Source organism: Arthrobacter sp. UCD-GKA (genome assembly GCF_001863355.1).
Lineage (GTDB): Bacteria > Actinomycetota > Actinomycetes > Actinomycetales > Micrococcaceae > Paeniglutamicibacter.
Map to the genome: position 1 here is coordinate 348,648 of NZ_MOLR01000001.1, position 22,533 is coordinate 371,180.

Here is a 22,533-nt window from a genome sequence, read left to right on the forward strand (position 1 = left end):
CGCCGTGCCGGCTAGTGTACGCCGCCCTGGCGCCTGCCGGACGCGCCGCGGGCCATGCCGCACGGGGAGGTTTTTCCTCGGCGGCATGGCCCGCGGGCAATGCATGGGGGGCGGGGGGAAGGCGTCAGCGCACGGAGCGGATCAGCTTCTGCAGGGCGATCGTGTCGTCCTGGTTGGGGATCAGCAGCCAGGCGACCACGTAGGCGCCGAGGCCGAAGAACGGCAGCAGGAAGCTGAGCAGCACCCCGATGCGCACCAGGGTGACGTCCCAGCCGAACTTGTCGGCGATGCCGCCGGCGATCCCGCCGACCAGGCGCTTGGGGCCGCGGCGGAGCGGGATTGAGCGAAGGGAATTGAAAAAGGTGTCCATGGTGTCAAAGTCTTTCATGTGGATCGCGGTTTGTGGGCGCGGGAGCGGATTTTGCCCCTTCGGGTTTTCCTACCGGGAGCGGCGGGCGGCCATGATCCCGGCGATGACCAGGATCAGCCCGGCCCCGGCCACGAGCCCGATGAACAGCAGCGGTGCGCTGATCTGGAAGCTGAGCAGCAGCCCGGCCAGCAGCGCGATGCCGATGGCCAGCAGGATCAGGCCGAAGACCAGGGTGCCGGTGGGGAAAGCCGGCGCCTCTTCGGCGGGGCTGGAGGGTTGTGCGGTGTGCTGGCTCATGGTGCAACCTCTGCCTTCTCTACGTTGATTTCGATGCTGCTGAATGCCCCGTCGATCTGCAGGTGCAGTTCGGGGCCGCCGAGCCCGGCATTCAGGACTGTGCTTCCATTGCGGATTTCGGCGGTGGCGCCATTGATCCGTTGGGATCCGAAGGCGCTTTGCGAGTCGATGACCACCGGGATGTTGTCCGGAACGATCAACTTCGTGGAGGAGAAGACGTTGTCGATCCGCACCGTGGTGTCCGAGGTGATGGTGGAGTACGACCGCAGGTCCAGTTCCCCGGAGTGGAAGACGTTGGTGGTGCCCCCGCCATCGGTGGTGGTGATGCCGCGGAACGAGGAGATCGGCCCGGAATCGCGCAGCGATCCGCCGCCCCAGACCAGGGCGAAGACCAGGGCGACGATGCCGAACCCGACCAGGGCCCCGCCGGTGCGGTTGCTCAGCGCCGCCCCGATGACTCCCAGGGCGATGATGATCAGTGCCACCGCGAATCCCACGGCCAGCGGGCTGGCCGGCACCTGGAGCATGCCCAGGTGTTCGAGCCCCGTGACCAGGGCGAAGGCGAGCACCGCCAGTCCCAGCACGATGGTTGCCACGTAGCCGGGGACGGACCTGCCGCGGACCTGCCGCGGAGCCTTGCCGGAACCCGGCGCGGGGGAGCCCGTTGCCGGTTCGAAGCCCGACGGAGGCGTCGGCCCGGATCCCGAGGGCTGCCCCGCGCGGTGGCCGGACCGTGCATCGGTCGGGGAGGCGGGGGACTGGGATGTTGGTTGCGGCATGGTTTGCTCCTCCGGGAACGGGCCGTGCCCCGGCACGGCGGCGGTCAGTGGCGTGGTGGGTGCCTCGGATCCCGGGGCACCGGGTCCGGCGGGGTCGCCGCCCGAGGTCCGGGCATCGGCCCCGGCCGGGGTTTCCGCGTCGTCCGCCTTGGTGGCGTCCGCGTCCGAAGCATCCGAGGCGGGCACATCGTCCCTCGTGGAGCCCTCGTCGAAGGTGTCCGCAGCTGCACCTGCCGTTGTGTGGGTGGCAAAAGCGTCATCGGGCACCGTGCCCGAGGCGGTGGCGGGGGTTGCTTCCCCCGGCAAGGAGCCGGTGGACGCGGCAAAGGACGCCGTGGGTGCCGCCGCCTGGGAGGCCGGGGCCTGCGTGGCACCGGAACCTGCCGGGTTGGCCGGGGCCGGGCTGTCGGTGCCCGTGGCCCACGATGCGGCGGGTTGCTTGCCTCCGGCATTTTCGGCAAAGCGTCCGCGCCGGGAGAAGACCAGGAAGCAGACGCCCAGGATCACCAGCAGCGTCCAGAACCCGCCGTCCCACCAGCCAAAGAGTGCCGGGGAGCCGACCGCGCCGATGACGAAGAAGACCAGCGCCCCGCTCATCCCGCTGCTCCAGCGCCCGGCAATCGCCTCCTGCACGTGGATCTTCCCGTCGGCCCCGGGCAGCAGGGCCCAGCCGACGCCGTAGACCAGCAAACCCAGCCCGGCCACGAAGCACAGCGCCACGAAGGCGCCGCGCACCAGGATGGGGGCGATGCCGAAGCGCGTCGCAACCCCGGAGGCGACGCCGCCGACCCAGTGGTCCTCGCCGCGCCGCAGCCCCAGTTCTCGTATCCACCGGAAAAACCCGTGTTCCATCGATGCTTCATTCATGCTTCAATCCTCGCGCCTCGGCTGCACCCCGCGCTATGGGGGTCGCCCCTGATTGAACCCTGAGCCCTACCCCGGGATCGGTGGCCAAAGGCCCGTTTGGGGCCCGGGGCATGCTTGGATGGATACATGAGCCAAGCACCCCTGCGTCCCGAGTTGCTGCGCGGACCGTCGCGCATCGTTGCCGGGGTCTGCTCCGGGGTGGCGGCGCACCTGGGCGTGCAGGTGAAATGGGTGCGGATCGGCTTCCTGGCCGCCTGCCTGCTGGCCGGGGCCGGGGTCGTGCTCTACGCCTGGCTGTGGATCTTCCTGCCCAGCGCCAACGACGCCGAACGCGACGCCGAGCGGCGCAGCGGCACTCGCCGCTTCACCCTCGCCGAGGAACTGGGCGCCGGCACCCGCGGCGCGTCGGATGAACCGGGGGACGGCGCCCGGCAGGCCTCGCTGCGCCAGGTGCTCATCGGCATCGCCCTGCTGCTGGTGGCGGGGCTGGCCGGTGCACAGCTGCTCGGGGTGGCCATCCGCTGGAACGTCGTCTGGCCGCTGCTGGTGGTGGTGGCCGGCGCGGTGCTGGCCTGGACGCAATTGGACGAGGGCGGACGGCAGGACCTGCGCAAGAACACCGGGGCGCTGGGCGCCGCCGGGCTGGCGCGGCTGCTGGTGGGCGTCTCGCTGGTGGTCGCCGGGGTGCTGCTGCTGCTCAGCGGGGCCGTGGGCCTTAGCGCCCTGCTCTCGGGGCTCGCGGTGGCGGTGGCGGTCATCGCCGGGCTGGCACTGGTGCTGCTGCCCTGGGCGCTGCGCTTCTGGCGCGACTTCGTCTCCGAACGCACCAACCGGGTGCGGGCGGCGGAACGCGCGGACATCGCCGCGCACCTGCACGACTCGGTGCTCCAGACCCTGGCGCTGATCCAGAAGCGCGCCGAGGACCCGGCCAAGGTGCTCACCCTGGCCCGCGCCCAGGAACGCGAGCTGCGCTCCTGGCTGTACGACGAGCACGAGCGCAGCGAGGACGGGATCACCGAGGCGATCCGCACGGCCGCCGGCGAGATCGAGGAACTCTACCTGGTGTCCATCAACGTGGTGGGCGTCGGGGAGCGCACCGGAGCCCCCGGGCACGAGGCCCTGCTGCAGGCCACCCGCGAGGCCATGGCCAACGCGGCCAAGCACGCCGGCGGCACCATCTCGGTGTACGTGGAGGCATCCCCCGCCAAGGTCGAGGTGTTTGTGCGCGACCGCGGACCGGGCTTCGACCCCGCCGCGGTCTCCGCGGACCGGCACGGGGTGCGCGAATCGATCATCGGGCGCATGGAACGCAACGGCGGGAGCGCCCGCATCAAGAGCGACGCGGAGGGCACCGAGGTGCATCTGGTGCTGGAAACGGAAAACGGAGAAGGACATGACTGAGTCAACCGAAAACACGGCATCGAACCGGGTGCGGGTGGTGGTGGTCGATGACCACGGGATCTTCCGCTCCGGGCTCAAGGCCGACCTGGACGGGCGCATCGAGGTGGTCGGCGAGGCCGCCACCGTCGAATCCGCCATCGCGGTGGTGCACGCCCAGCTCCCCGCGGTGGTGCTGCTCGATGTGCACCTGCCCGGTGGGCGCGGGGGCGGCGGCGCGGAGGTGCTCACCGGCTGCGTGGACGTATTCGACCAGGTGAAGTTCCTTGCGCTGAGCGTCTCGGATTCCGCCGAGGACGTGGTCACGGTCATCCGTGCCGGGGCCCGCGGCTACGTCACCAAGTCGATCTCCGGCACCGAGATCTCCGATGCGGTGCTGCGGGTGGCCGGCGGGGACGCGGTCTTCTCCCCGCGGCTGGCCGGGTTCGTGCTCGATGCCTTCGGCACCCAGGCGGCGATCAGCGCCGACGAGGAGCTGGACCTGCTCAGCGCCCGCGAACTGGAGGTCATGCGCCTGATCGCGCGCGGCTACAGCTACAAGGAGGTCGCCAAGGACCTGTTCATCTCGGTCAAGACCGTCGAGACCCATGTCTCGAGCGTGCTGCGCAAGCTGCAGTTGTCCAACCGGCACGAACTCACCCGCTGGGCCGTGGACCGCCGGATCCTCTGACATCCCCCGCGCCGGGGCCACCCGGAACGCAAGGAAGGCCGGTGTCCGGAATCCCGCGGGGGAATCCGGACACCGGCCTTCGCCGTGGCAGGCGGTTGCGCTACCTGGCCTCGCCCAGCAGGGTGGCCAGGCGTCCGACGCCCTCGGCCAGGTCAGTGTCGCCCAGCGCGTAGGACATGCGGATGTAGCCCGACGGTCCGAAGGCCTCGCCCGGCACCACGGCCACCTCGACCTGTTCCAGGATGAGTGCGGCCAGCTCGGCCGACGTCGTGGGAACCACGCCGCGGATCTCGCGGCCCAGCAGGGCGCGCACGTCGGAGTACGCGTAGAACGCGCCCTCCGGGACGGGGCAGTTGACCCCGTCGATGGCGTTGAGTGCCGAGACCATCGCCTTGCGGCGGCGGTCGAAGGCGGTGCGCATCTGCGCCACGGCATCCAGCGGGCCCGAGACCGCGGCCAGCGCGGCGACCTGCGAGATGTTCGAGACGTTGGAGGTCGCATGCGACTGCAGGTTGGTGGCGGCCTTGATGACGTCCAGCGGCCCGGCCATCCATCCCACGCGCCAGCCGGTCATGGCGTAGGTCTTGGCCACGCCGTTGAGCACGATGACCTTGTCGCCCAGTTCCGGGGCGGCCGTGGCGATCGAGGTGAACACCGCATCGTCGTAGGTCAGGTGCTCGTAGATCTCGTCCGTGATGACCCACAGGTCCTTGGAAGCAGCCCAGCGGCCGATTTCCGCGACCTTGTCGGGGGAGTACACCGCACCGGTCGGGTTTGACGGGGAAACGAAGAGCAGCACCTTGGTCTTGTCGGTGACCGCGGCATCGAGCTGCTCGACGGTGACCTTGTAACCCTGCTCCGGTCCCGCGAACACCTCGACCGGGACACCGCCGGCCAGGCGGATGGCCTCGGGGTAGGTGGTCCAGTAGGGGGTCGGCACGATGACCTCGTCGCCCGGATCCAGCAGGGTGGCAAAGGCGTTGTACACGGCCTGCTTGCCGCCGTTGGTGACCATGACCTGCGCGGCGTCGAGCTGGTAGCCCGAATCGCGCATGGTCTTTTCCGCAATGGCTGCGCGCAGCTCGGGCAGGCCGGCGGCGGGGGAGTAGCGGTGGTACTTGGGGTTGCGTGCCGCGGCAACGGCCGCCTCGACGATGTAGTCGGGGGTGGCGAAGTCCGGTTCACCGGCACCGAAGCCGATGACGGGCCGGCCCGCCGCCTTCAGTGCCTTGGCCTTGGCGTCTACGGCCAGCGTGGCTGATTCTGCGATGGACCCGATACGTCGGGAAATGCGTGGCATGTCGTCGCTTCCTGGAAAGGGAGGTGTGGGTGTGCGTATGGAACAAGCTTAGTGGTCGCGGCCGTGGCGGCACGATTATTTGTTGACGCGCCGTCGTAGTGTGAAGCCGCACTTGGCCGGCGGACCGAGGCCGCCGCCGGCCGGGCTCCCGGCGGCACCGTGGACGGTGCGGCCAGGGCTCCCGGCGGCACCGTGGACGGTGCGGCCAGGGCTCCCGGAAGGCTTCGGGACCTAGTGGCCCGGCTCGCGGCCGTAGCGATTCCGAAGCAGCTCCGCGGACCGCTCCGCGTCGATGTCCGTCTCCGGCTGGCTGTGGCGCACCTGGTGCCACTGGTAGTAGGCGGCGGCACCGAGGAACAGCGGCGGGGTCAGGGCAAAGGGCAGGAACAGTACCCCGGAGAAGTCGATCATTCCGAACTGGGCCCCTCCGGCCAGCACCAAAAGGCTGGTGCCCGCCCACATCAGCAGGCTCCGGCCAAGGCGCATCGCCCAGAGCACCAGGCCGATGCCGAGGTACCAGGACAGCGGAAGCGCCGAGCCCATGGCCAGGACCCCCACTCCGATCGCCAGCAGCAGTTGCAGGAACAGGCTCCCGGAAAGCCCCTTCCGGCCACGCAGGCAGATCCAGGTGCCCATGGCGATGAACATGGGCACGGCGGCGAGCAGCAGCTGGGGCAGCATCCCTGCAGCCGGTGAGTACCGCGAGGTTGCGCGCAGGATGGCGTCAAGCACCGAGCCGCCGGCAAAGACCAGCAAGACCAGGGCGGTGGTGGAGCCGGGGTGCGGGCGCCGGGCTGTCGTGGGGAACATGCCACCAACCTAGCAGGATGTTTCCGGGCCAAATATCGGCCGGAAAACGCCTACCGGGCCCCCGGTTCGACAATCGGCACAATCTTTGCGTAGACTTGATCCTCGGTGTTGGAAAACATCTGGATCACCAAGTCCGATGAGGATTTGATGGTCCGCGAGCTTGACGCTCGAAGGGTAGTGGCGCAATTGGTAGCGCAGCGGTCTCCAAAACCGCAGGTTGCAGGTTCGAGTCCTGTCTGCCCTGCGCAGTGGCAATCATCTACGGTTGCTCGGCGAATATTCACGTCACGGTGTGTTGTGGTCGATACGGCTGCGGCACACCGTGATTGTTTCAAGTGGGATAATCTGAAACGAGGAATCGGTGACCGAAACGACTGCGAGCGATTCGCATGGCGCTGGGCACAACAAGAAGCCGTCGAAAGCCGGTTTCTTCGCAGGCATTGCCCTCTTCTTCCGCCAGATGATTTCCGAGCTGAAGAAAGTCGTCACACCTACCCGCAGTGAGCTGGTCAACTACACACTGGTTGTCATCGGCTTCGTGGTGTTGATGATGTTGATCATTTCCGGTCTGGACTTCGTGTTCGGCAACGGATCGATTCTGATCTTCACCAATTCGCCCGAACAGTAACCCGGGACCAAACGCCCCACATTTCTGGTGAACCAGTAACAGAAAGCAGGAACCGCAGTGTCCGAGCAGGAACTCGAACCGCAGGCCACCGAAGAACTCGAAGGCCAGGCAGTAGAGGTCGATACCGATAAGGTGTCGGCCGATTCCGTCGTTTCCGAGGACGCCGAGCAGGCTCCCGAGGTAACCGAAGACGCCGCGCAGGCCTCCGAGGAAGCCGAGCAGGATGAAGCAGCCGAGGAAGCCCCGGCCGTGGATCCCATTGAAGAATTCCGCACCAAGCTTCGCCGCCAGCCAGGCGACTGGTACGTCATCCACTCGTACGCAGGTTACGAAAACCGCGTCAAGGTGAACCTCGAGACCCGTATCCAGACCCTGGGCATGGAGGAATTCATTTATGAAATCCAGGTCCCGATGGAAGAAGTCGTCGAGATCAAGAACACCACGCGCAAGATCGTGCGTCGTGTCCGCATCCCCGGCTACGTGCTGGTTCGCATGGAACTGACCGACGCCTCGTGGGGTGCGGTTCGCCACACCCCAGGTGTCACCGGCTTCGTCGGCAACGCCCACGATCCGGTCCCGCTGCGTCTTGAGGAAGTCTTCTCGATGCTTGAGCACACCATCGTGACCGAGGAAGCCGGCGAGCACTCGAAGGCCGGCCGCGCCCCGATCACCGAGGTCCACGTCGACTTCGCGGTCGGCGAATCGGTCATCGTCAATGACGGCCCGTTCGAGACCTTGCCGGCAACGATCAGCGAGATCAAGCTGGAATCCTCGACCATGGTCGTGCTGGTCTCGATCTTCGAACGAGAGACCCCCGTGACCCTGTCCTTCAGCCAGGTCACCAAGATCCAGTAACATTTAGTTTTCGTGCCTGCCACCCGGATGCTTTACCGGGCACAGGCACGGTTTCGGTCGCCGCGCCACGGCGGCCAACCCCCCGAGGCACGCTCCTGTGCAACGGGGCAACGCAAAAGAAGAAGGACCCGACATGGCCCCCAAGAAAAAGGTCACCGGACTCATCAAGCTGCAGATCCAGGCAGGCGCCGCCAACCCGGCACCGCCGATCGGCCCGGCGCTTGGTCAGCACGGCGTCAACATCATGGAATTCTGCAAGGCGTACAACGCCGCCACCGAGTCGCAGCGCGGCAACGTGGTTCCGGTTGAAATCACTGTCTACGAAGACCGTTCGTTCACCTTCATCACGAAGACCCCGCCGGCAGCCGAGCTCATCAAGAAGGCCGCAGGCGTTGCCAAGGGTTCAGCCACCCCGCACACCGTCAAGGTTGCCAAGCTGACCCAGGCCCAGGTTGAAGAGATCGCCACCACCAAGATGGAAGATCTCAACGCCAACGACATCAAGGCTGCTGCCTTGATCATCGCCGGCACCGCCCGTTCGATGGGCATCACCGTAGAAGGCTAGTAACGCCCTTTACAACCGCGCACCTGGCCAGCCAGGAACGCAAACCCAAAACAACCAGACGATGCGGAACCAGCCGGAACTAACCGGTGCACCGCATTGCAAGTGGCAGGGTCGCGCGCGACCCAAACATGACCACGACTGCATAAGGAGAAAAAGCAGATGGCAAAGCGCAGTAAAGCATTCGTAGCCGCCGCGGCGAAGATCGAAGAAGACAAGTTCTACGCTCCGGTTGAGGCAATTGCCTTGGCCAAGGAGGTCGCCTTCTCGAAGGCCGACGAGACCGTTGAGGTCGCTTTCCGCTTGGGCGTTGACCCTCGCAAGGCAGACCAGATGGTTCGCGGCACCGTGATCCTTCCCCACGGCACCGGCAAGACCGCCCGCGTCCTCGTGTTCGCGAACGGCGACAAGGCAGAGGCTGCAATCGCAGCCGGCGCCGACTTCGTTGGCTCGGACGACCTGATCGCCAAGATCGCTGGCGGTTGGACCGACTTCGACGCAGCGGTTGCAACCCCTGACCTCATGGGCAAGGTTGGCCGCTTGGGTAAGGTGCTGGGTCCCCGTAACCTGATGCCGAACCCGAAGACCGGCACCGTCACCATGGACGTCGCCAAGGCCGTCAACGACATCAAGGGTGGCAAGATCGACTTCCGCGTCGACAAGCACTCGAACCTGCACTTCATCATCGGCAAGGTTTCCTTCGATGCGCAGAAGCTTGCTGAGAACTACGCAGCAGCACTGGATGAGGTTCTTCGTTTGAAGCCTTCCTCCTCCAAGGGCCGCTACATCACCAAGGCGACCCTGACGACCACGTTCGGCCCGGGCATCGCGGTTGACTCCAACGTCACCCGAGTTCTGCCTGACGCTTCCTAATTACGCGTCCACGTCGCTGACCCGGTACCAGCCCCTCAGGGGTGCTGGTACCGGGTCAGTCCGTTTAACGGGCATGTCGTCGCCCGCCGGACATCGGGTACTTGCCCGGACGCCGGAGGGCACGGGTCAACAAGCCTGTGCAACGACCATGGGCGAACACCGGATTGGTAGCGGGCAAGGTGAACCAACAGCGCCGGATGCCACCGACCGCGCCAGCCAGAGGCCCATGAACTTGGATCTGGCCGTGGGCCGGAGAGAACGGCCCGAAGGACACCTGGGGGGCGATGCCGGGGGAGCGCCACCAAAGGCATGCTCGAGTCCTTGCCCTGGCAGCTGGCTGCCGAGTTCCGTGGAAGCCGGCCTGGTTTTGGCCGTTGCCACTCACAATCCATGTTGTGGGCTGCCGCGGTCGAGTGCCGACGTGCAACCACGCCGGAATCCCCGGCATTCCATGGTTTCCCGACGCGTCGGCGGGCGGCCGGCTAGCAATAGAAGGGACTTTCGCCTGATCAGCGAGGCATTGGGAAAGATTTCGGCCCAGTGAGTTGTTGGATGGCACATTCCTGATAAGCTTAAGTGGTCGCGATCTGATTGCGACCGGTGACTATGTCACCACGCGCTCCACGGCGGAGACCCCAAGCCCCGCCCCGAGCGTGATACCGCAGCAATGCGTTCCCCCAAGTTGCATTGCTGCACAGACGGGCCCCTCCCTTCCGCTTTCCCCCAAGTTGCGGAACCTGAGGGGCCCGTCGCTTTTTCCCGGCAAGCCGTATCCGGGCACCGTCCTGGCATTGTTGCAAGGAACACCCCGTACTCGATTTGGAGCCGGTGGCGTTCCGCTGTTAGGCTTGGGACTACCGAAGACCGTCGGTCGAGGATTGCTGTTTATGCGGTAAGACTCCGAAAGTCCCACAAAGGACGACCTGCGCAGGTGAACGAAGTGAATTTTCCGCAATACTGTTGCGTTCTTTCCGCCCCGTGCATCTGCATGGGGCGTTTTTTATGTCAGTACTCCTGACCGGGCCAGATTGACAGGTTTCAGATCTATACCCCGGAAGGAGTGTTATGGCAACGCCGACTAAGGTTTCCGCAGTTGAGGAAATCACCGCCGACTTCAAGGAGTCGACCGCCGCTGTCCTGACCGAATACCGTGGGCTTACTGTTGCGCAGCTCAAGCAGCTTCGCCGCTCACTTGGTCAGGAGACCAAGTACGCGGTTGTGAAGAACACCTTGACTGGTATCGCAGCAAAGGAAGCCGGCATCGAAGCATTCGAAGGCCAGCTTGCTGGCCCGACTGCAATCGCCTTTATCAAGGGCGACGCAATCGCTGCCGCTAAGAGCCTCACGGATTTCGCCAAGGACAACAAGCAGCTCATCATCAAGACCGGTTTCTTCGAGGGCAAGGCCCTTGACGCAGCCGGAGTTGCCGCACTGGCAGCCCTTGAATCGCGTGAGTTTCAGCTGGCACGTGTTGCCGGTGTGCTGCAGGCTCCGGCTTCCGCCGCAGTCCGCACCATCGAAGCACTGCGTGCAAAGCTCGAAGAAGCAAACGGTGGCGCTGCTGAAGCACCTGCCGAGGCCGAGGCACCTGCTGCCGAAGCCGCCACCGAAGAAGCCTAAGCTTTCTTCAACCCCTCACTCAAGTAACTTGCGGCACATAAGTGCCGCCGACGGAAAGGCTGCCCACCATGGCTAAGCTGTCCACCGAAGAGCTCTTGGAAGCCTTCAAGGAAATGACCATCATCGAGCTCTCCGAGTTCGTAAAGACCTTCGAGGAGACCTTCGAGGTCTCCGCAGCTGCTGTCGCAGTTGCCGGCCCGGCCGCTGGTGCCGCTGAAGCCGAAGAGCAGACCGAATTCGACGTTATCCTCGAATCGGCCGGCGAAAAGAAGATCGCAGTCATCAAGGAAGTTCGTGCCCTGACTTCGTTGGGTCTGAAGGAAGCCAAGGATATGGTTGACGCCGCTCCGAAGGCCATCCTCGAAGCTGCCACCAAGGAAGCTGCAGAGAAGGCAAAGGAGGCCCTGGAGGCCGCCGGCGCAACGGTTACTGTCAAGTAACTCTTCGCTTCACCACCTCTGGCCCGCAAAACCCCTGGTTTTGCGGGCCAGAGGTCTTTAGCCCCGAGCTTCCGGCGAAAAAGCTTATGACTTGCTGTGACATGCATCTCTTGTTGATCTTTGGGGTACTGCGACTAATGTTCTTTGATACCGTAGATAACGGATATATAACGAACTAGGTCAAGCGCAGGGGGAAGCAGCAATGTCGCACAACGCCACGGCAACCATCACCGCCCCGGCCGCCGCAACCCAAACCAAACCCGCCCATAGGGCTGATACTGCTCCGAAGAAGGCCCCGCGCCTGGCCCTGCTCGACGGACTGCGACTCGGCGCAGCCGTGCTGGTGGTGCTCTTTCACTACACCGCGTGGCACCACGGCTTCTGGGGAACCGCCGAGGCCAGGGACGCCTGGCCGCTGCTCTCCAAGGTCACCGTATACGGCAACATGGGTGTGCAGCTGTTCTTCATCATCAGCGGATTCGTCATCCTGCTCTCCGCCTACGGAAAAGGCGCCGGCCGCTTCGTCGGTTCGCGGATCGGCCGGCTGTATCCCGCCTACTGGTTCGCCGTGTTGGCCACCGGAACACTGGTGATTTTCGTGTGGCCGCAGATGGGCTCGGGGCTGGGCATCAGGGAGCTGCTGGCCAACCTCACGATGTTCCACCCGGCCATGGGCCTGCGGCACATCGACGGGGTCTATTGGACCTTGTGGGTCGAAATGCGTTTCTACCTGCTCATACTTGCGCTGATCATGCTGCGCCTGCTGACCGTTCGGACCATGACGGTCTTGGCCGCGGCCTGGCCCGTGATTGGATTGGCGCTGCACATCGCGAACCGCGAGGCCGCGGCACAGTTCCTCATGAGCGAATATGCGCCGCTCTTCTGCGGCGGGATCATGCTCTTCCTCATCTACCGCTTCGGACACAGCCCGATGCGCTGGTTCCTGCTGGCGCTCAATGTCGTCATTGCCGGGTTCTTCACGGGGGTGAAGGGACCGGCCGAGGCCCTGGAACTGGTCGGCTACGTCATTCCTGCCTGGCACTACTGGCTGATCATTGCCGGGCTTTTTGCCGCGGTGATCTTGCTGTCGCTCACGCCCCTGCGCAACGTGCAGTGGCGATTCCTGGCCACCATGGGCGCGCTGACCTATCCGGTCTACCTCTTGCACCAAGTGTGGGGTTGGTGGATGATCGAGCACCTCAACCCGGTGCTGGGTCAGTACCTGACGCTGTTCCTGGTCATTGGCATGGTTTTCGGTGCCGCCTACCTGGTCCAGAGGTTCATTGAACGCCCGCTGGCCAAGCCGTTGGCCGCCGCGACCACCAGGTCCCTGAACTACCTGGGCGGCCGGCTCGGGCTCACCAAGAAGTTGGAAGCTGCGGCTCGGGATCACTGATGTCGGCCACCGTGGCATCAAGTGCCGCGATCAGGTCCGTGGAATCCACGAACGCCGAGTGCCCATGGGCGCCGGCACCGATGCAGATCCGCCCGGGTTCGACGCCGAAGTCCGCGTAGACCGGCCACGGCGTACTCGAGCCCAGCGGGGTTATCGTGCCGCGCTCATATCCCGTGGCATCGAAGGCCACGTCGGAGCGCGGCATGGACAACTTGTTCACGCCAAGCAGGGAGCGCAGCTTGGGCCATGAAATGACCCTGTCACCCGGAATCAGGGCGAAGAAGAACGACCCGTCCTTGTGCTTGACCACCAGAGACTTGATGATCTCGCGCGGCTGGATTCCCAGGAGGCCGGCTGCCTCGGCCAGGCTGCCGGCCGGAGGGCGCGACACGACCTCCACATCGAGGCCGCGTGCCGATGCGTCATGCATCATTCGTTCCACACCTGCCGGCAGCTGATCCGCCATCTTGCCTAGGCCTCTCGGCTCAGCAGCAGGGCATCGCCCTGGCCGCCGCCGCCGCACAGGCTGACGGCGGTCCGGCCGGAGCCGCGACGCTTGAGTTCCAGTGCCGCGGTCAGGGCCAGGCGGGCGCCGGACGCGCCGATCGGGTGGCCGAGCGCAATCGCACCGCCGTGGATGTTGGTCTTTTCCAGCGGGTAGTCCAGGTCCTTCAGCGACTGGCAGGCCACGGCGCCGAAGGCCTCGTTGATCTCGATGAAATCAAGATCCGAGGTGGTCCAGCCCTGGGTCTTCAGCGCGGCGGCAATCGAGTGCGACGGCTGGGAATGCAGCGAGTTGTCGGGGCCGGCGACCTGTCCGGCCGCCCCGATGGTTGCCAGGACCTCCAAGTTGTGCGACTCGGCGTATGCGCGCGAGGTGACGATGACCGCTGCCGCCCCGTCCGACAGGGGAGAGGAGTTTCCGGCGGTAATGCTGCCGTCCTTGGCGAAGGCCGGGCGCAACCCGGCCAAGGTTTCGAGGGTGGTGTTGGGCCGGATTCCCTCGTCGGTGTCGATGACCAAGGCATCGCCCTTGCGCTGCGGGATGCTGACCGGGACGATCTCCTCGGCAAAGACGCCCGATTCGACGGCCATTGCGGCACGCTGGTGCGAGGCCGCGGCAACCTCGTCCTGCTCGGTCCGTGTCAGGCCCAGCTCGGTGTTCTTGGTTTCGGTGCTCATGCCCATGGAATTCCCGTCGAAGGCGTCGGTCAGCCCGTCGTTGGCGACCGAGTCGATGGCGGTGATGTTCCCGTAGGTCCAGCCCTTGCGTGAACCCGGCAGCAGGTGCGGGGTCTGTGACATGGATTCCTGGCCGCCGGCGACCACGACGTCCGCGTCGCCGACGCGGATCAGGCGTGCCGCATCGGTGACGGCTGCGAGTCCGGAGAGGCAGACCTTGTTCAGCGTGGTGGCGTTGACGTCCCAGCCGATCCCGGCCGCGATCGAGCTCTGGCGGGCCGGGTTCTGGCCGCAACCGGCCTGGACCACGTGTCCCATGATGACGGCCTGCACGTCTGCGGCTGCAACGCCCGAGCGTTCCAGTGCCCCGCGGATGGCGGCGGCGCCGAGGTCGACGGCACTGAGGGTGGAGAGTTGGCCGTTGAGGCGGCCGAAGGGGGTGCGCGCTCCGGCAACTATGACTGCGTCTCGTGGTGAGGACATGATGGTGGATCTCGCTTTCGGGGGTTGCGGTGAAACAACTGCTACCTCTACACTAGCGCGCTGTGGTTTGGCCCACAGGACCCCCAAAGAATAGTGATGGAAATCTCAGCCAAATCGGCCCTTGGGTAGCCGGGTTGCACGCATGCCGGTGGACATGGTAAGCCACATGGTGTAGCGTAGAGATTTGCGTCTTCTCTTTTCATCTCCGGCCTTCATATAGCGGTGGGCCTGCTCAGCGGTGCTGTGATCAGTGAAACTGGTCACGGGGAGACGACGCCGGAAACCTGACGGTCTGTGGAAGGATCCATCTTGGTCGCCTCGAGCACCTCTAACAACCAAACCGCTAGTTCGGCCCGCAGCGCGGAATATGCTGGCCGACTTTCTTTTGCAAAGATTCACGAACCACTTGACGTCCCGAACCTCTTGGCGCTTCAGACCGAGAGCTTCGATTGGCTCATCGGCAATGAGCGCTGGAAGAACCGTCTGGCATACGCCCAGACCATCGGTGACACCAGTGTAGCCAACGTCTCCGGCCTGGCCGAGATCTTCGAAGAGATCTCCCCGATTGAAGACTTCCAGGAGACCATGTCCCTGAGCTTCTCGGAGCCGGAGTTCGCTGATCCCAAGTACACGATGGCCGAGTGCAAGGACCGCGACGCAACCTACGCGGCTCCGCTGTACGTCAAGGCCGAGTTCATGAACAACAACACGGGCGAAATCAAGCAGCAGACCGTGTTCATGGGCGACTTCCCGCTGATGACCGACAAGGGCACCTTCATCATCAACGGCACCGAGCGTGTCGTGGTGTCCCAGCTCGTGCGTTCCCCGGGCGCCTACTTCGAGCGCACCCCGGACAAGACCAGTGACAAGGACATCTTCACAGCGAAGATCATCCCGTCGCGTGGTGCCTGGTTCGAACTCGAAATCGACAAGCGCGACCAGGTCGGCGTCCGCCTTGACCGCAAGCGCAAGCAGTCGGTCACCGTCCTGCTCAAGGCCCTGGGCTGGACCGAAGGCCGCATCCTCGAGGAGTTCGGTCAGTACGACTCGATCCGCGCCACCCTCGAGAAGGACACCACCGATACCCAGGAAGAAGCACTCCTGGATATCTACCGCAAGCTTCGCCCGGGCGAGCCGCCGACGGTCGATGCCGCACAGGCGTTGCTGAAGAACCTCTACTTCGAGGCGAAGCGCTACGACCTGGCCAAGGTTGGCCGTTACAAGAKCAACCGCAAGCTCGGCGTCGACACCCCGCTGAACTCCCCGGACGCCTCGGTGCTGAACATCGACGACATCGTCGCGATGATCAAGTTCCTGGTTGCCCTGCACGCAGGCGAGAAGACCACCCCGGGCATCCGCGACGGCAAGCCCGTCGACCTGACCGTCAGCATCGATGACATCGACCACTTCGGCAACCGTCGCATCCGCGCCGTGGGCGAACTGATCGAGAACCAGGTCCGCACGGGTCTTTCCCGCATGGAGCGCGTGGTTCGCGAACGCATGACCACCCAGGACGTCGAGGCGATCACCCCGCAGACGCTGATCAACATCCGTCCGGTTGTTGCAGCGATCAAGGAGTTCTTCGGAACCTCCCAGCTCTCGCAGTTCATGGACCAGAACAACCCGCTGGCCGGTCTGACGCACAAGCGTCGTCTTTCCGCGCTGGGCCCGGGCGGTCTGTCCCGTGACCGTGCAGGCATGGAAGTTCGAGACGTCCACCCGTCCCACTACGGACGCATGTGCCCGATCGAAACCCCTGAAGGCCCGAACATCGGCCTGATCGGTTCGTTGGCGACCTACGGCCGCATCAACGCCTTCGGCTTCATCGAAACCCCGTACCGCCAGGTCGTCAACGGCCAGGTCACCGGCCAGATCGATTACCTGACCGCGGACGACGAGCTGGACCACTTCATCGCCCAGGCCAACGCGCCTCTGAGCGAAGACGGACACTTCATCGAAGATGGCGTCCTGGTCCGCGAAAAGGGCGGTGGCGGCGAGCCCGTCATCGTAGAGCCGTCCGAGATCGCGTACATGGACGTTTCCCCGCGCCAGATGGTGTCGGTGGCAACCGCCCTGATTCCGTTCCTCGAGCACGACGATGCCAACCGCGCCCTCATGGGTGCGAACATGCAGCGCCAGGCTGTGCCGCTGCTGGCATCCGAGTCCCCGCTCGTGGGCACCGGCATGGAGAAGTTCGCAGCCGTGGATGCCGGCGACTCCGTCGTCGCCTCCACCGGCGGCGTGGTCTCCGAGGTGTCGGCCGACTTGGTCACCGTCATGAACGACGACGGCACCGAAGCCTCCTACCCGATCATGAAGTTTGCACGCTCCAACCAGGGCAACGCATACAACCAGCGCGTGATGGTGTCCGAGGGCGACCGGGTTGACTACAACTCGATCATCGCCGACGGCCCGTCCACCGACAAGGGCGAGCTCGCCCTGGGCAAGAACCTCCTGGTGGCGTTCATGTCCTGGGAAGGCCACAACTTCGAGGATGCGATCATCCTGTCGCAGCGCATGGTCTCCGACGACGTGCTCACCTCGATCCACATCGAAGAGCACGAAGTCGATGCCCGCGACACCAAGCTCGGTGCCGAGGAGATCACCCGGGACATCCCGAACGTCTCCGAGGAAATCCTGGCGCAGCTCGACGAACGCGGCATCATCCACATCGGTGCCGAGGTCGAAGCCGGCGACATCCTCGTTGGCCGTGTCACGCCCAAGGGCGAGACCGAGCTGACCCCGGAAGAGCGCCTGCTGCGTGCCATCTTCGGCGAGAAGTCCCGCGAAGTGCGCGACACCTCGCTGAAGGTTCCGCACGGCGAGTCCGGCGTGGTCATCGGTGTTCGCATCTTCGACCGCGACAACGACGACGACCTGCCTCCGGGCGTGAACCAGCTGGTTCGCGTCTACGTGGCACAGAAGCGCAAGATCACCAACGGTGACAAGCTTGCCGGCCGCCACGGCAACAAGGGCGTCATTTCCAAGATCCTGCCGATCGAGGACATGCCGTTCCTGGAAGATGGAACTCCGGTTGACATCGTCCTGAACCCCTTGGGTGTTCCGGGCCGAATGAACGTCGGCCAGGTTCTGGAAATCCACCTGGGTTGGGCAGCCAAGCAGGGTTGGAAGATCGAGGGCGAGCCGGAGTGGATCAAGGATCTGCCGAACTTGCCGCGCGAGGTCGGTTCGACCACGGTTTCGACCCCGGTCTTCGACGGCGCTTCCGAGGACGAGATCCGCGGACTGCTGGACCACACCGCGGTGACCCGCGACGGCGTGCGCCTGATCGGCAACTCCGGCAAGACCCGTCTGTTCGACGGCCGCTCCGGCGAGCCGTTCCCGGATCCGGTCTCCGTGGGCTACATGTACATCTTGAAGCTCCACCACCTGGTGGACGACAAGATCCACGCCCGCTCCACCGGCCCGTACTCCATGATCACGCAGCAGCCGCTGGGTGGTAAGGCACAGTTCGGTGGCCAGCGCTTCGGTGAGATGGAAGTGTGGGCCCTGGAGGCCTACGGTGCCGCATACACCCTGCAGGAACTGCTCACGATCAAGTCCGATGACATCCACGGTCGCGTGAAGGTCTACGAGGCGATCGTCAAGGGCGAGAACATCCCGGAACCTGGCGTTCCGGAATCGTTCAAGGTCCTGATCAAGGAAATGCAGTCGTTGTGCCTGAACGTCGAGGTCCTCGGAACCGACGGACAGACCATCGAAATGCGAGACTCGGATGAAGAAGTCTTCCGGGCCGCGGAAGAACTCGGCATCGACCTTTCCCGGTCGGAACCGAACTCCGTCGAAGAGGTCTAGTTCCCCGCAGTGGGTTTTCGTGCCAGGGGGAGCGGTGCACCGGCAACGCCGGTCCGCCCGCCCCCGGCACGAAACCACGGCCACGGAACTGGATCACTTCCAGACCCAACGGTGGGCGCCGATCCGCAAGGACCGGCGAACACCCCACCACATTAGACTTCAGAGAACTTAGAAGAGAGATAAGGACCATATGTCCAGCGAATCCTCATTCGGCCTCATGCGCATCGGCCTGGCAACTGCGGAAGAGATCCGCGGGTGGAGCTACGGCGAGGTAAAGAAGCCCGAAACCATCAACTACCGCACCCTCAAGCCGGAAAAGGACGGTCTTTTCTGCGAAAAGATCTTCGGTCCCACCCGTGACTGGGAGTGCAACTGCGGCAAGTACAAGCGCGTGCGTTTCAAGGGCATCATTTGCGAACGCTGTGGCGTCGAAGTCACCCGCGCCAAGGTCCGCCGCGAACGCATGGGCCACATCGAGCTCGCCGCTCCGGTGACCCACATCTGGTACTTCAAGGGCGTTCCCTCGCGCTTGGGCTACCTGCTTGACCTGGCCCCGAAGGATCTTGAGAAGATCATCTACTTCGCGGCCTACATGGTCACCGCCGTTGATGAAGAGCGCCGCCACGCCGAGCTGCCGAACCTCCAGGCCCAGCATGACCTGGAACGCAAGCAGCTGGTTGACACCCGCGACTCCGACATCGCCTCCATCGCCCGCGACCTCGAGGACCAGCTTGCTGCCCTCGAAGCCGACGGCGCCAAGGCAGCGGAAAAGAAGAAGACCCGCGACCTCGCGGACAAGACGATGGCCCAGGTGCGCAAGCGCGCCGACGCCGACATCGAGCGTCTTGACCAGGTCTGGGACCGTTTCAAGAACCTGAAGGTCGCTGACCTCGAGGGTGACGAAGGCCTGTTCCGTTCGCTGCGCGAACGCTACGGACTGTACTTCGAAGGCTCCATGGGTGCCGAAGCCATCAAGAAGCGCCTCGAGGGCTTCGACATGGAAGCGGAAGCCGAGATCCTTCGGGAAATCATCGAGACCGGCAAGGGCCAGCGCAAGACCCGTGCCCTGAAGCGCCTCAAGGTCGTCAACGCGTTCCTGACCACCACCAACTCCCCGTTGGGCATGGTCCTGGACGCCGTTCCGGTGATCCCGCCGGAGCTTCGCCCGATGGTGCAGCTGGACGGTGGCCGCTTTGCGACCTCCGACCTCAACGACCTGTACCGCCGCGTGATCAACCGCAACAACCGCCTCAAGCGCTTGTTGGACCTCGGTGCGCCGGAAATCATCGTGAACAACGAAAAGCGCATGCTGCAGGAAGCTGTGGACTCGCTCTTCGACAACGGCCGTCGTGGCCGTCCGGTGACCGGTCCGGGCAACCGTCCGCTGAAGTCCCTGAGCGACATGCTCARGGGCAAGCAGGGACGATTCCGCCAGAACCTCCTCGGCAAGCGCGTCGACTACTCGGGCCGTTCGGTCATCGTGGTCGGCCCGCAGCTGAAGCTGCACCAGTGTGGTCTGCCCAAGCAGATGGCCCTGGAGCTCTTCAAGCCGTTCGTGATGAAGCGCCTGGTTGACCTCAACCACGCACAGAACATCAAGAGCGCCAAGCGCATGGTCGAGCGTTACCGTCCGCAGGTCTGGGACGTTCTCGAAGAGATCATCACCGAGCACCCGGTGTTGCTTAACCGTGCACCCACCCTGCACCGTTTGGGCATCCAGGCGTTCGAACCCCAGCTGGTTGAAGGCAAGGCCCTTCAGCTCCACCCGCTGGTTTGTGCCGCCTTCAACGCCGACTTCGACGGTGACCAGATGGCAGTCCACCTGCCGCTGAGCCCCGAGGCCCAGGCCGAGGCACGCATCTTGATGCTGTCCTCGAACAACATCCTGAAGCCGTCCGATGGCCGCCCGGTTGCACTTCCTTCGCAGGATATGATCATCGGTCTGCACCACTTGACCACCAAGCGCCTGGACGAGAAGGGCGCCGGTCGTGCGTTCTCCTCGGCCGCCGAGGCGATCATGGCGATGGACCGCGGAGAGCTGCACCTGAACGCACCGGTCAAGATCCGCGTGTCGGGCTTTGTCCCGTCCGCTGACCAGCCGGCTCCGGAAGGTTGGGTCGAGGGCGCCGAGGCGCTCATCGAGACCTCCCTCGGACAGGTCCTGTTCAACGAGACCCTGCCTGCGGATTACCCGTGGGTGGAGCGTGTCGCCGGCAAGGATGCCCTCTCGGACATCGTCAACGACCTGGCCGAGCGCTACCCGAAGGTTGTTACCGCGGCAACGCTGGACAACCTCAAGGATGCAGGCTTCAAGTGGGCCACCCGCTCGGGCATCACCGTTGCCATCTCCGACATCACCTCGAACATGGACAAGGCCACCATCCTTGCCCCGTACGAGGAGAAGGCGCGTCGCGTCCAGTCGCAGTACGACAAGGGCCTGATTGCCGACTCCGAGCGCCGCCAGGACCTGATTGACATCTGGACCAAGGCGACCGACGAGGTTGCCGCGGCCATGCAGGCCGGCATGGAAGAGCTGAACACCATCAACCGCATGGTGACTTCCAAGGCTCGTGGTAACTGGCTGCAGCTGCGCCAGATTGCCGGTATCCGTGGCCTGGTGTCCAACCCAAAGGGCGAGATCATCCCGCGTCCGATCAAGTCTTCATACCGTGAAGGCCTGTCGGTCCTTGAGTACTTCATCGCGACCCACGGTGCCCGTAAGGGCCTGGCGGATACCGCGCTGAAGACCGCCAACTCGGGTTACCTGACCCGTCGTCTGGTGGACGTCTCGCAGGATGTCATCGTGCGCGAGCAGGACTGCGGCACCAGCCGCGGCCTGACCGTGCCGATCGCCTACACGGACGAGATCGGCACCGTGCGCATGCACGAAACCGTCGAGAACTCGGCCTACACCCGTACGTTGGCCACCGATGTGACCGACGCAGAGGGCAAGGTGCTGGCTGCGGGCGGCTCGGACGTGGGCGACGTGCTCATCGACGAGCTGTTCAACGCCGGTGTCACCGAGATCAAGGTCCGCTCCGTGCTGACCTGTGAATCGGCCGTCGGAACGTGTGCACTGTGCTACGGACGTTCGCTGGCCAGCGGCAAGACCGTTGACATCGGTGAAGCAGTGGGCATTATTGCCGCACAGTCCATCGGTGAGCCCGGTACCCAGCTGACCATGCGTACCTTCCACACCGGTGGCGCTGCCTCCGCGGAAGATATCACCCAGGGTCTGCCGCGTATCCAGGAGCTCTTCGAGGCACGTACCCCCAAGGGTGTTGCCCCGATCTCCGAGGTTGCCGGTCGCGTGACCATCGAGGATTCCGAGAAGCAGCTGCGCATCGTGATCACCCCGGACAACGGCGACGAAGAAATCGCCTACCCGGTGCTGCGTCGTGCACGTCTATTGGTTATCGAGGGCGAGTCCGTCACCGTTGGCCAGCAGCTGGTTGCCGGTGCGATCGATYCGAAGCAGGTCCTGCGAGTTCTTGGCCCGCGTGAGGCACAGAAGTTCCTCGTACGCGAAGTCCAGGAGGTCTACCAGTCCCAGGGCGTGGGCATCCACGACAAGCACGTGGAAGTCATCGTTCGCCAGATGCTTCGCCGCATCACCGTCATCGAGTCGGGCGAAACCGACTTGCTGCCGGGCGAGCTGGCGGACAAGGCACGCTTCCAGTCGGAGAACCGCAAGGCCGTCTCCGAGGGCAAGCGTCCCGCATCCGGTCGTGACGAGCTGATGGGTATCACCAAGGCTTCCTTGGCTACCGATTCCTGGCTCTCGGCCGCGTCCTTCCAGGAGACCACGCGTGTCCTGACCCAGGCCGCGATGGAAGGCAAGTCCGATCCATTGCTCGGCCTGAAGGAAAACGTCATCATCGGTAAGCTGATCCCGGCCGGTACCGGCCTGGATCGCTACACCCAGGTGAACGTGGAACCGACCGAGGCAGCGAAGGCTTCGCTGTTCACCGGGCAGTCCGCCTTCTCCACCGGCATGGACTACGAAGGTCTGGAGCCGGGCCTGAGCCCGGAATTCCACGCCATCGCCATGGATGACTACGATCTCGGCAACGATTTCCGCTAAGGCGTAGTTCTTCTTCCCGGCATCGCCGGGAAGAAGAACACGTAACGAGGCCGGCCCGTGCCGCACTTCCCGCTCCTTGAAAGAGGAGGCGGGGGAGTGCGGT

18 protein-coding genes and 1 tRNA gene are annotated in these 22,533 nt (G+C 64.6%); 12 read left to right on the top strand and 7 right to left on the bottom strand.

What is annotated here, in order from left to right; genetic code table 11:
* Positions 1-124 precede the first annotated feature (124 nt).
* The 3 genes from BLJ79_RS01640 to BLJ79_RS01650 form a co-directional block, all read right to left on the bottom strand.
* Positions 125-370: a PspC domain-containing protein gene (locus BLJ79_RS01640; protein WP_071212912.1), complete on the bottom strand. Its 246-nt coding sequence runs from the start codon at positions 368-370 to the stop codon at positions 125-127.
* Between the two features lie 69 nt (positions 371-439).
* Positions 440-667, bottom strand: coding sequence for a hypothetical protein (locus tag BLJ79_RS01645; protein WP_071212913.1), 228 nt, complete (start codon positions 665-667; stop codon positions 440-442).
* A complete protein-coding gene (locus BLJ79_RS01650; protein WP_083410926.1) occupies positions 664-2,313 on the bottom strand; it encodes a PspC domain-containing protein in 1,650 nt (549 codons plus the stop codon). The genes BLJ79_RS01645 and BLJ79_RS01650 overlap by 4 nt, the downstream gene beginning before the upstream one ends.
* A gap of 126 nt (positions 2,314-2,439) precedes the next feature.
* Here BLJ79_RS01650 and BLJ79_RS01655 point away from each other — a divergent pair, with 126 nt between their 5' ends.
* Entirely contained in the window at positions 2,440-3,714 is a 1,275-nt protein-coding gene (locus BLJ79_RS01655; protein ID WP_071212915.1) for an ATP-binding protein, read from the top strand.
* Positions 3,707-4,381, top strand: coding sequence for a LuxR C-terminal-related transcriptional regulator (locus BLJ79_RS01660; protein WP_071212916.1), 675 nt, complete (start codon positions 3,707-3,709; stop codon positions 4,379-4,381). The genes BLJ79_RS01655 and BLJ79_RS01660 overlap by 8 nt, the downstream gene beginning before the upstream one ends.
* 100 nt (positions 4,382-4,481) lie before the next feature.
* Here the strand turns inward: BLJ79_RS01660 and BLJ79_RS01665 are convergent, their stop codons facing one another.
* Together BLJ79_RS01665 and BLJ79_RS01670 are read right to left on the bottom strand one after the other, a co-directional pair.
* Entirely contained in the window at positions 4,482-5,681 is a 1,200-nt protein-coding gene (locus tag BLJ79_RS01665) for a pyridoxal phosphate-dependent aminotransferase (RefSeq protein WP_071212917.1), read from the bottom strand.
* 231 nt (positions 5,682-5,912) lie between these two features.
* Complete coding sequence (locus tag BLJ79_RS01670; RefSeq protein WP_071212918.1) at positions 5,913-6,491, bottom strand: hypothetical protein; 579 nt, start codon at positions 6,489-6,491, stop codon at positions 5,913-5,915.
* Positions 6,492-6,662: 171 nt separating this feature from the next.
* Here BLJ79_RS01670 and BLJ79_RS01675 point away from each other — a divergent pair.
* The 8 genes from BLJ79_RS01675 (at position 6,663) to BLJ79_RS01710 (ending at position 12,865) form a co-directional block, all read left to right on the top strand.
* Positions 6,663-6,735 (top strand) — tRNA-Trp (locus BLJ79_RS01675).
* 117 nt (positions 6,736-6,852) lie between these two features.
* Positions 6,853-7,119 carry a preprotein translocase subunit SecE gene (gene secE, locus BLJ79_RS01680; protein WP_071212919.1) on the top strand — a complete coding sequence of 89 codons (267 nt, stop codon included), beginning with the start codon at positions 6,853-6,855 and terminating at the stop codon, positions 7,117-7,119.
* Between the two features lie 57 nt (positions 7,120-7,176).
* Positions 7,177-7,974 carry a transcription termination/antitermination protein NusG gene (gene nusG, locus BLJ79_RS01685; protein ID WP_071212920.1) on the top strand — a complete coding sequence of 266 codons (798 nt, stop codon included), beginning with the start codon at positions 7,177-7,179 and terminating at the stop codon, positions 7,972-7,974.
* Between the two features lie 133 nt (positions 7,975-8,107).
* Positions 8,108-8,539 carry a 50S ribosomal protein L11 gene (gene rplK / locus BLJ79_RS01690; protein ID WP_071212921.1) on the top strand — a complete coding sequence of 144 codons (432 nt, stop codon included), beginning with the start codon at positions 8,108-8,110 and terminating at the stop codon, positions 8,537-8,539.
* Between the two features lie 159 nt (positions 8,540-8,698).
* Positions 8,699-9,409 (top strand): 50S ribosomal protein L1, encoded by a 711-nt coding sequence (rplA, locus tag BLJ79_RS01695; RefSeq protein ID WP_071212922.1) that lies wholly within the window; start codon positions 8,699-8,701, stop codon positions 9,407-9,409.
* A 1,065-nt stretch (positions 9,410-10,474) separates the two neighbouring features.
* Positions 10,475-11,029, top strand: coding sequence for a 50S ribosomal protein L10 (gene rplJ, locus BLJ79_RS01700; RefSeq protein WP_007271013.1), 555 nt, complete (start codon positions 10,475-10,477; stop codon positions 11,027-11,029).
* A gap of 68 nt (positions 11,030-11,097) precedes the next feature.
* Positions 11,098-11,469, top strand: coding sequence for a 50S ribosomal protein L7/L12 (gene rplL / locus BLJ79_RS01705; RefSeq protein ID WP_071212923.1), 372 nt, complete (start codon positions 11,098-11,100; stop codon positions 11,467-11,469).
* Between the two features lie 202 nt (positions 11,470-11,671).
* The gene (locus BLJ79_RS01710) at positions 11,672-12,865 is read left to right on the top strand and encodes an acyltransferase family protein (protein ID WP_071212924.1); all 1,194 of its coding nucleotides are present in this window, start codon (positions 11,672-11,674) and stop codon (positions 12,863-12,865) included.
* On the opposite strand, the gene BLJ79_RS01715 is transcribed toward BLJ79_RS01710, so the two are convergent.
* Positions 12,828-13,331 (bottom strand): aminoacyl-tRNA deacylase, encoded by a 504-nt coding sequence (locus tag BLJ79_RS01715; protein ID WP_071212925.1) that lies wholly within the window; start codon positions 13,329-13,331, stop codon positions 12,828-12,830. The genes BLJ79_RS01710 and BLJ79_RS01715 overlap by 38 nt on opposite strands.
* 5 nt (positions 13,332-13,336) lie before the next feature.
* Positions 13,337-14,530: an acetyl-CoA C-acetyltransferase gene (locus BLJ79_RS01720; RefSeq protein ID WP_175475359.1), complete on the bottom strand. Its 1,194-nt coding sequence runs from the start codon at positions 14,528-14,530 to the stop codon at positions 13,337-13,339.
* Between the two features lie 309 nt (positions 14,531-14,839).
* On the opposite strand from BLJ79_RS01720, the gene rpoB reads away from it, so the two are divergent.
* Entirely contained in the window at positions 14,840-18,346 is a 3,507-nt protein-coding gene (gene rpoB, locus BLJ79_RS01725; RefSeq protein WP_071212926.1) for a DNA-directed RNA polymerase subunit beta, read from the top strand.
* 190 nt (positions 18,347-18,536) lie between these two features.
* Positions 18,537-22,430: a DNA-directed RNA polymerase subunit beta' gene (locus BLJ79_RS01730; RefSeq protein ID WP_071212927.1), complete on the top strand. Its 3,894-nt coding sequence runs from the start codon at positions 18,537-18,539 to the stop codon at positions 22,428-22,430.
* Positions 22,431-22,533 lie beyond the last annotated feature (103 nt).

Coding starts and splice junctions, on each gene's coding strand:
- BLJ79_RS01640 (WP_071212912.1), bottom strand. CDS start 370: ATGGACACCTTTTTCAATTCCCTTCGCTCAATCCCGCTCCGCCGCGGC.
- BLJ79_RS01645 (WP_071212913.1), bottom strand. CDS start 667: ATGAGCCAGCACACCGCACAACCCTCCAGCCCCGCCGAAGAGGCGCCG.
- BLJ79_RS01650 (WP_083410926.1), bottom strand. CDS start 2,313: ATGAATGAAGCATCGATGGAACACGGGTTTTTCCGGTGGATACGAGAA.
- BLJ79_RS01655 (WP_071212915.1), top strand. CDS start 2,440: ATGAGCCAAGCACCCCTGCGTCCCGAGTTGCTGCGCGGACCGTCGCGC.
- BLJ79_RS01660 (WP_071212916.1), top strand. CDS start 3,707: ATGACTGAGTCAACCGAAAACACGGCATCGAACCGGGTGCGGGTGGTG.
- BLJ79_RS01665 (WP_071212917.1), bottom strand. CDS start 5,681: ATGCCACGCATTTCCCGACGTATCGGGTCCATCGCAGAATCAGCCACG.
- BLJ79_RS01670 (WP_071212918.1), bottom strand. CDS start 6,491: ATGTTCCCCACGACAGCCCGGCGCCCGCACCCCGGCTCCACCACCGCC.
- rplK (WP_071212921.1), top strand. CDS start 8,108: ATGGCCCCCAAGAAAAAGGTCACCGGACTCATCAAGCTGCAGATCCAG.
- rplA (WP_071212922.1), top strand. CDS start 8,699: ATGGCAAAGCGCAGTAAAGCATTCGTAGCCGCCGCGGCGAAGATCGAA.
- rplJ (WP_007271013.1), top strand. CDS start 10,475: ATGGCAACGCCGACTAAGGTTTCCGCAGTTGAGGAAATCACCGCCGAC.
- rplL (WP_071212923.1), top strand. CDS start 11,098: ATGGCTAAGCTGTCCACCGAAGAGCTCTTGGAAGCCTTCAAGGAAATG.
- BLJ79_RS01710 (WP_071212924.1), top strand. CDS start 11,672: ATGTCGCACAACGCCACGGCAACCATCACCGCCCCGGCCGCCGCAACC.
- BLJ79_RS01715 (WP_071212925.1), bottom strand. CDS start 13,331: ATGGCGGATCAGCTGCCGGCAGGTGTGGAACGAATGATGCATGACGCA.
- BLJ79_RS01720 (WP_175475359.1), bottom strand. CDS start 14,530: ATGTCCTCACCACGAGACGCAGTCATAGTTGCCGGAGCGCGCACCCCC.